The 8,403-nt window shown below is 75.4% G+C and carries 6 protein-coding genes; 5 read left to right on the forward strand and 1 reads right to left on the reverse strand.

What is annotated here, in order from left to right:
* Positions 1-106 precede the first annotated feature (106 nt).
* The 4 genes from IF19_RS0108230 to IF19_RS01000000134595 are packed head-to-tail and all read left to right on the forward strand — an operon-like array spanning position 107 to position 5,479.
* A complete protein-coding gene (locus tag IF19_RS0108230) occupies positions 107-1,006 on the forward strand; it encodes an ABC transporter ATP-binding protein (RefSeq protein WP_050493723.1) in 900 nt (299 codons plus the stop codon).
* Positions 1,003-2,073: an ABC transporter substrate-binding protein gene (locus IF19_RS0108235; RefSeq protein ID WP_030115806.1), complete on the forward strand. Its 1,071-nt coding sequence runs from the start codon at positions 1,003-1,005 to the stop codon at positions 2,071-2,073. Before IF19_RS0108230 ends, IF19_RS0108235 begins: the two co-directional genes overlap by 4 nt.
* On the forward strand, positions 2,070-4,226 hold the full coding sequence (locus tag IF19_RS0108240) for an iron ABC transporter permease (RefSeq protein ID WP_050493724.1): 2,157 nt from the start codon (positions 2,070-2,072) through the stop codon (positions 4,224-4,226). Before IF19_RS0108235 ends, IF19_RS0108240 begins: the two co-directional genes overlap by 4 nt.
* Positions 4,227-4,228: 2 nt before the next feature.
* Complete coding sequence (locus IF19_RS01000000134595; RefSeq protein WP_030276259.1) at positions 4,229-5,479, forward strand: peptidase C39 family protein; 1,251 nt, start codon at positions 4,229-4,231, stop codon at positions 5,477-5,479.
* A 112-nt stretch (positions 5,480-5,591) separates the two neighbouring features.
* On the opposite strand, the gene IF19_RS0108250 is transcribed toward IF19_RS01000000134595, so the two are convergent.
* Positions 5,592-5,798, reverse strand: coding sequence for a hypothetical protein (locus IF19_RS0108250; protein WP_030115810.1), 207 nt, complete (start codon positions 5,796-5,798; stop codon positions 5,592-5,594).
* Between the two features lie 460 nt (positions 5,799-6,258).
* On the opposite strand from IF19_RS0108250, the gene IF19_RS0108255 reads away from it, so the two are divergent.
* Positions 6,259-8,343 (forward strand): HelD family protein, encoded by a 2,085-nt coding sequence (locus tag IF19_RS0108255; RefSeq protein ID WP_030120747.1) that lies wholly within the window; start codon positions 6,259-6,261, stop codon positions 8,341-8,343.
* Positions 8,344-8,403: the final 60 nt, after the last annotated feature.

Raw genomic sequence — 8,403 nt, forward strand, 5'->3', positions numbered from 1 at the left:
CGTCCGGCCGGGCGGCGCACCGTAGTGCGCCACCGGGGCGTCCCGCGCCCCCGGCACCCCGCCCCGCTCCTCGTCAGCCCCTCCCTCGACACGACCGGACCCTCCCATGTTCACCAGCCCCTCCCCCGCCGCGGCCGAGCCCGCCGACGCCGCTTCCCTGAGCGGGCGCCGGCTGGTGCTGCGGTACGGAAAGACGACGGTCGTGCACGGTGTCTCGCTCTCCCTGGAGCCCGGTCGCGCGACCGCGCTGGTGGGCCCGAACGGCAGCGGCAAGTCCACCCTGCTGCGGTCGCTGGCCCGGTTGCACGAGGTGGACGACGGCGAGGTGGTCATCGGCGGCCGGGACGGCGGGCCCGAACGTGTCGCGTCGCTGCTCAGCGGGCGGGAGTTCGCGCGGGAGGTCACGCTGTTCTCCCAGTCGCGGGCCGCCCCGCAGGGCCTGACGGTGGCGGAGGTCGTGGCGTTCGGCCGCCACCCGTACCGGCGCCGCTTCGCCGGGCTCTCCGCCGACGACCGCGCGGCGATCGCGCACGCCATGGACGCCACCGGCGTACGGGAGATGGCCGAGCGGCCCGCCGGGGAGCTGTCCGGCGGCGAGATGCAACGCGTCTGGCTCGCCGCCTGCCTGGCCCAGAACACCGGCGTCGTGCTGCTGGACGAGCCGACGAACCACCTCGACCTGCGCTACCAGATCGAGACGCTCGACCTGATACGCGACCTCGTCGAGGACCACGGCATCGCGGTGGGGGTCGTCCTCCACGACCTCGACCACGCCGCCCGCGTCGCGGACACGGTCGTCCTCATGCGCGCCGGCCGGGTCCACGCCGCCGGCCCGCCCGCCGACGTCCTCACCGCGCGCCACATCCACGAGGTCTACGACATCCGCGTCGAGGCCGGGCTCGACCCCCGTACGGGCCGGGTCCGCATCGACCCCCTCGGGCGGCGTTCCGCCCCGGCCGCTTCTTCCACCGACACCACCAGCACGCTCCGAGAGGACCCCTCATGACCCGCGTCCGCCGACTGACGGCGTCAGCCGCCACCGGGCTCGCCCTCGCCCTCGCCGCCACGGCCTGCGGCACCACCGACGTCTCCTCCGCGAGCGGCTCCAAGGCGTCGGCTTCGGCGTCGCCCGCGTCGAAGGACTGCGCCGCCGACACCACGGCGACGTCCACGAAGCCGGTGACGCTCACCGACAGCCTCGGCCGCGAGGTGAAGCTGGACAAGCCCGCGAAGCGCATCGCCGTCCTGGAGTGGCAGCAGGTCGAGGACGCCCTCACCCTCTGCGTCACGCCCGTCGCGGTCTCCGACGCCAAGGGCTACCGCACCTGGGTCAGCGCGGAGAAGCTGCCCGAGGGCGTGAAGGACATCGGGACCCGCGAGGAGCCCGACCTCGACGCCCTCGCCGCCGCCGACCCCGACCTCGTCGTCGTGGAGGCGTTCGACGCCAAGGACAAGAAGCTGGCGGCCCTGGAGAAGCGCGGCATCCCCGTAATCGCCACCAAGGGCGCCGACCCCAAGGACCCCATCGGCAACGTGCGCGACGTCTTCAACCTGATCGGCGAGGCCACCGGCCGCACCGAGCGGGCCGAGCAGGTGGTCGGGGAGTTCGACGCGCACCTGGCGGCCGCCAAGAAGAAGGTGGCCGACGCCAAGCTGCCCACGCAGGACTTCCTGTTCTTCGACGGCTGGCTCCAGGGCGGCAACCTCACCGTCCGCCCCTACGGCAAGGGCGCCCTCTTCACCGCGATCGGCGAGGAGCTGGGCATGAAGTCCGCCTGGACCGACGAGATCAACAAGGCGTACGGCGACGGCGGCGTCGACCCGGCCTACGGCCTCGCGCAGACCGACGTCGAGGGGCTGGCCGGGGTGGGCAAGGCCAACCTCTTCTACGCCAACGACGAGGGCGCCGGCGGCTACGTCAAGGCGCTGGAGAAGAACCCGGTCTGGAAGTCGCTCCCGGCCGTGAAGGAAGGGCGCGCGCACAGCTTCCCCTCCGGCGTCTGGGGCGCCGGAGGACCGCGCTCGTGCGAGCAGGCGATCGACGCGTACGTCGACGCCATCACCCAGAAGTGAGCACTCCGACGACAGAGGCTCGACAGAGCGGCGGAGCGGCGGGCCCCGACCGGGGTTCCGCCCCCGCCGCGCCCCCGGCCCCGGCGACCGACCAGGTCGCCGGGGCCGGGGGCGGCCGCTTCACCGGGGCCGCCGTCCTCGTCCTCCTCGCCGCCGCGATCGTCGTGGTCGGCCTCTGGCACCTGACGCAGGGGACCTCCGGCGCGGGCGTGTGGGACCTGATCCGGTACGCCGGCGGGGCGCGGGAGAACGTCGACGGGGTGCCGGTCGGGGACATCGTGGCCGGTTCGCGACTGCCCCGGCTGCTCGCCGGTGTGGCGGTCGGCTTCGCCCTCGGCGCGGCCGGGGCACTGCTCCAGTCCGTCACCCGGAACGCGCTCGCCTCCCCCGACACCCTCGCGGTCACCGCCGGGTCCTACTTCACGCTGACGTGCGTCGCCGCCTTCGGGCTCACCGTGCCGCTGTGGGCGTCCGGCGCGGTCGCCTTCGCGGGCGGGCTGCTCGCGGCGGGCCTCGTACTCGCGCTCACCGGCCGGATGGCGGGCACCTCCGGGACCCGGCTCGTGCTGGCCGGTTCGGCCATGGCGATGGCCCTGGACGCGGCGACCGCGATGCTGCTCATCCTGTTCGACAAGAACACCACCGGCCTGTACGCCTGGGGCAGCGGCTCGCTCGCCCAGCTCAACATCGACGCCTCGACGCGCGCGATCCCGCTGATCGCCGTCGTGCTCTGCGCCGCCCTCGCGCTCTCCCGGAAGCTGGACGTGCTGGGCCTCGGCGAGGACACCGCGTCCTCCCTGGGCGTGCCGATCCGCGCGACCCGGGTGACGGCGGTCGTCTGCGCCGTCCTGCTGACCAGCACGGCGGTGACCCTGGCGGGCCCCATCGCCTTCGTCGGGCTCGGCGCCCCGGTGCTGGCCCGGCTGATCTCCGTACGCGTCCGGGCTCTGCACCGACACGCGCTGCTCGTCCCCGGCGCCGGACTGCTCGGCGCGCTGCTCGTCCTGCTCGCCGACGCGTCGCTGCGGGCGCTGCTCGGCGCGGAGGGGGCCGCCTCGGTGCCCACGGGCGTGCCGACCACGCTGCTCGGGGCCGCCGTGATCGTGGCGCTGGCGCTCCGCCTGCGCGACTCCGGACCGGTCCGCCAACCCCCGCAGGGCCGGGCCGCGAGCCGGTCGCACCGGTCGTTCCTGCTCGTGGTGGTCGGCGCGGTGGTGCTGCTGGCCGGGGCCGTGCTCGTCGGGGTCCTCGCGGGGAGCCTCTGGCTGCGCACCGGGGACCTGGTGCTCTGGTTCCAGGGCACCGCGCCGGACCTGATCGGGCGCGCGCTCGACGATCGGATGCCCCGGGTCGCGGCGGCCGTCCTCGCGGGCGCGGCCCTCGGGCTGGCGGGCTGCTCGGTGCAGAGCGCGGTGCGCAACCCGCTGGCCGAACCCGGCGTGCTCGGCATCACCGCGGGCGCGGGACTCGGCGCGGTGGTCGTGGTGACCGCGGGCATTCCGGGCGGACAGCCGGTGATCGTCGCCGCCGCCGTCGCGACCGGCCTGGCCACGTTCGCGCTGATCGCCCTGCTGGCGTGGCGCGGCGGTTTCCTGCCCGACCGGTTCGTGCTGATCGGCATCGGCTGCGGCTACGGCCTCACCTCCGTCTCCACCTTCCTGCTGCTGCGCGCCGACCCGTGGAACACGCCGCAGATCTTCACCTGGCTCTCGGGGACGACGTACGGGCGCGCGTTCCCCGACGTCGTCCCGGTCGCGGTGGGGCTGCTGCTCGCCCTGCCGCTGCTGCTCGCCCTGCACCGGCGCCTCGATCTGCTGGCCGTGGACGAGGACACCCCGCGCATCCTGGGCGTCAGCCCGGCGCGCACCCGGTTCGCCGCCCTCACGATCGGGGCGGTGCTCGCGGCGCTCGGCGTCATCGCGATCGGCGTCGTCGGCTTCGTCGGACTGGTCGCCCCGCATCTGGCCCGGTCCCTCGTCGGGGCCCGGCACGCCCGCGCGATCCCGGTGTCGATGCTGCTCGGCGCGGTGCTGGTCTGCGTGGCCGACACCCTGGGCCGCACGGTCGTCGCGCCCGCCCAGGTGCCGGCGGGGCTGATGGTCGCCCTGGTCGGCGCCCCGTACTTCGTCTGGCTGCTGAGGAGGTCCCGGTGACGATGCCGCACCCTGTGCCGTACGCCGTCCCGTACGCCGTCGTCCCGTACGCGCCCGGAGCCGGGCCGTCCGCCTGGCCGGAGGAGCTGCGCCGGATCGCCCGTCCCGAGGTGCTGGAGCGCTGGGGCGCGGTCGACCGGACCCCGCACGCGCCCCGCCTCGTGACCGTCCCCGGGGACGGCGGCTGGGCGGCGGCCGCCCTGGTGACCGCGCGGCCCGGCACCGCCTACGCGAAGATCGTCGACGCCGTCGGGGACGTACCGGCGGCGGCCCGCGCGGTCGTCGCGTACGCGGAGGAGCAAGGGCTCGTCCAGGTCGTGTGGGAGGGCTGGACGGTGAGCGGTGAGGACGCGGCAGCCGCCGGGTTCGCCCCGCTGCGGCCCCCGCTCCCCGGCGGGACGGACGAACCGGCCGGGCCCCGCACCGGGTATGTGCGGTGGACGGCCGGGGAGGGCGTCGCCGAACCGGCGTACTACCGGCAGAGCACCCACTTCAGCTGCGGGGCCGTCACCGCGCTCCTCGCCCAGGTGCGGGCGGGCGTGGTCCGCCCGGAGTCACTCGACCGCGAGGCGGAGCTGACGCTCTGGCGGGACGCGACCAACTTCCCCGCCTGCGAGCCCGTGGGGCTCGGGGTCGCGGTCCGCCGGCGGTGGCCGTCGTCGTCCGTGGAGGTGTTCCTCGACACGGAGGAACCGGTGCTGCTGGACCATCTGGACGGCGACGAACGGGAGTGGCGGGCCGTCCTCCAGCGGGCGTCACGCGCGGACGCGGACCGGCTCGGGGTCCCGGTGCACGGGCGGCGGCTGTCCCTGGCGAAGCTGCGGGAGGCGGTCACGGGGAGCGGGACGGCCGAGGCGCGGGAGGCTTTCGCGGGGCGGGAGGCGGCCGAGGCGCGGGAGGCTTTCGCGGGGCGGGAGGCGGCCGAGGCGCGGGAGACCGGGGCGCGGGCGGTGGCCAAGGCGCGCGAGGCGGCCGAGGCGCGGGAGGCGGTCGCGGGGCCGGGCCGGTGCCGCCATGTGCTGCTGCTGGTCTCGCTGGCGACCATGCAGGGGTTCGACGTCCCGCACTGGGTGCTGTGCCACGGGGCGGTGCCCGGCGCGGTCGTGGTGGAGGATCCGTGGTTCAACACGGCGGCGGGCGAGACCTGGGTCGACGCCCATCTGCTACCGGTGGCGGACGCGTCGCTGGACGCGATGTCCCTGCTCAGGGGCGAGGTCCGCGTACGGGGCGCGGTACTCATCGACGCGGGCTGAGGGGCGGGACGTACGGAAGCCAGGGCTCCGGGAGAACGGGCTTGCGGCAGGCCGGGCTTCGGCGACCTGGGCCGGTGGCCGGGCCTGACGGGAGGGTCGGCCGGTGGCCGGGCTACGGGAGGTCGTGGCGTCGGCCTCGGCCGGTGACGCCCGCCTCCTCCGCGTACTCGCCCAGGACGACGACGCCGAACGCCGTCGTCACGAACACCTTCACGGCGCGGAGCGCGTCCCCGACGCGGTGGGGTCGGTGGTCACCGGTCGCCGCGGTCGCGCCGTGCGCGGGGCCGGTCGTACGGGGGTTCAGGGTGGCTGTGCTCATGTCTCCATGGTGCTCCCGTCACCCGTTCGGGCGCGTCGGCCCGCAGACGGAATCCGTGCGTCGCCCGGGTCGGTCCGCAGACGGAAGGCCGGGGCGCGGCGCGTAGCCCTCCGGTACCGCACGGCCCGCACGCATCCCCTACGGGTGCCCCTGACCCCTCGTCCTCCGGGCGCACCCCGGCCCGCACGCCGGTCCGCGTACCGCTCGGGCCCGGTCACCGGCCGGGAGAGCCGTATTCCGTTTCGACCGGCCCCCGCCCTGTGACTACAATCGCCGGTCTGCCCGCCTCCCGAACCGTGGTACCGGCCTTTCACCGCCGGCAGCCGGGGGAGCGCCGCCGGCCGGACGGAAACCGGCCGACACCCCCGCACATCCACCTTTCGAGCGGACCGCCGCACCGGCCTCGGCCGGCCTCAGCGCGCGGCCCGCCGTCCTGCGTTGAAGAGCCGGAGGCAGCACCGTGCCCGCGCACGTAGCGACAAGCGATTCCCCACCCGATCCCCACGACCCGCTGGAGCGCGAACGCGCCCATCTCACCGCGTCGCGCGCCGCGCTGCGCGGGATGCGCGAGGACGTCCAGGCCCTCGACATCCGCGACGTCACCGCGAACTGGGTCAACGCCGCCGTGCTCCAGGCCCAGATCGACGACCGCATCAAGGCGCTCGCCGATCTCTCGCACACCCCGCTGTTCTTCGGCCGCCTCGACTACCTGCACGCCGTCGGCGGCGACCTGGCCGAGGGGGCGGACGGCGAGCGGTTCTACATCGGCCGCCGGCACGTCCACGACGCCGCCGGCGACCCCATGGTCATCGACTGGCGCGCGCCGGTCTCCCAGCCGTACTACCAGGCGTCCCGCACCAGCCCCCAGGACGTGGGGCTGCGCCGCCGCTTCGGCTACACCGGCGGCGAGCTGACCGCGTACGAGGACGAGCACCTCACCGACCCCGCCGAGGCCGAGCAGACCAGCCGCCTCCTCCAGGCGGAGATCGAACGGCCCCGCGTCGGCCCGATGCGCGACATCGTCGCCACCATCCAGCCCGAGCAGGACGAGATCGTCCGCAGCGGACTCGGCGGCACGGTCTGCGTGCAGGGCGGGCCCGGCACCGGGAAGACCGCCGTGGGCCTGCACCGGGTGGCGTACCTGCTGTACGCGCACCGCGAGCGGCTCGCCCGCACCGGCACCCTGGTCATCGGGCCGAACCGTTCCTTCCTCCACTACATCGAACAGGTGCTGCCCGCCCTCGGGGAGTTGGAGGTCAAGCAGGCCACCGTCGACGACCTGGTGCGCACCGGCGTCGAGGTCCGGGGCGAGGACGAGGCCGCCACCGCCGTCGTCAAGGGCGACGCCCGGATGGCCGAGGTGCTGCGGCGGGCGATCCGCTCCCATGTGACCGCCCCCGTCGAACCCGTCGTCGTGGTGCGCGGCTCCCGGCGCTGGCGGGTGCCCGCGTACGAGGTCCAGGAGATGGTCGACGAGCTGCTGGCCCGGGACATGCGGTACGGGGCCGCGCACGAGGCGCTGCCGCAGCGGATCGCGCACGCCGTCCTCGTACGGATGGAGGAGGCCGGGGAGGCCCCCGACGACCGGGTGCAGAACGCGGTGGCGCGGAACCCGGCGGTGAAGGCGGCCGTGAAGGCGATCTGGCCCGCCGTGGACCCGGCCAAGCTGGTGCTGCGGCTGCTGTCCGACGCGGAGTTCCTGGCCGCGCACGCGGACGGGCTGCTGAGCGAGGAGGAGCAGAAGCGGCTCCTGTGGGCGAAGCCGGCCCGCAGCGTGAAGTCGGCGAAGTGGTCGGCGGCGGACGCGGTGCTGATCGACGAGGCGAACGACCTGGTCGCCCGTACGCACTCGCTCGGCCATGTCGTCCTCGACGAGGCGCAGGACCTGTCGCCCATGCAGTACCGGGCGGTGGGGCGGCGGTGTTCGACCGGTTCCGCCACCGTCCTCGGCGACCTGGCGCAGGGGACGACGCCGTGGTCCACGGAGAGCTGGGGCGAGGCGCTGTTCCACCTGGACAAGGGGGACGCGGTGGTCGAGGAACTGACGGCCGGCTTCCGCGTGCCGCGCGAGGTCATCGCGTACGCCTCCCGGCTGCTGCCCGCGATCTCGCCGGGGCTCGCGGCGGTGGAGTCGGTGCGTGAGTCGCCCGGTTCGCTGGTCGTACGGGAGGCGCCGGGCGGCGCGGACGGGCTGGACGCGGCCGTGGTCGCCGCCTGCGAGGAGTCGCTGCGGCACGAGGGGTCGATCGGGCTGATCGCCGCCGACGCCCGGATTCCGGTGCTGGGCGCGGCGCTGGCGGCGGCGGGGCACGCGTATCTGTCGCCGGGCGAGGAGACGACTGCCGAGTCCCGGCTGACGCTGGTGCCGGCGTCGCTGGCCAAGGGGCTGGAGTACGACTACGTGGTGCTGGACGAGCCGGCGGCCGTGGTCGACAGCGAACCGGACGAGCGGACCGGGCTGCGACGGCTGTACGTGGCGCTGACCCGTGCGGTGTCGGGGCTGACGGTGCTGCACGCGGCGCCGCTGCCGGACGCGCTGGGGTAGGACCGCCGCGTCGGGGCGGGGCGTGGGGCTCCATGGGCCCGGGGCTCGGGGGCCCTGGGC

The sequence above is a fragment of the Streptomyces californicus genome (assembly GCF_000717645.1).
Taxonomy (GTDB): domain Bacteria; phylum Actinomycetota; class Actinomycetes; order Streptomycetales; family Streptomycetaceae; genus Streptomyces; species Streptomyces californicus.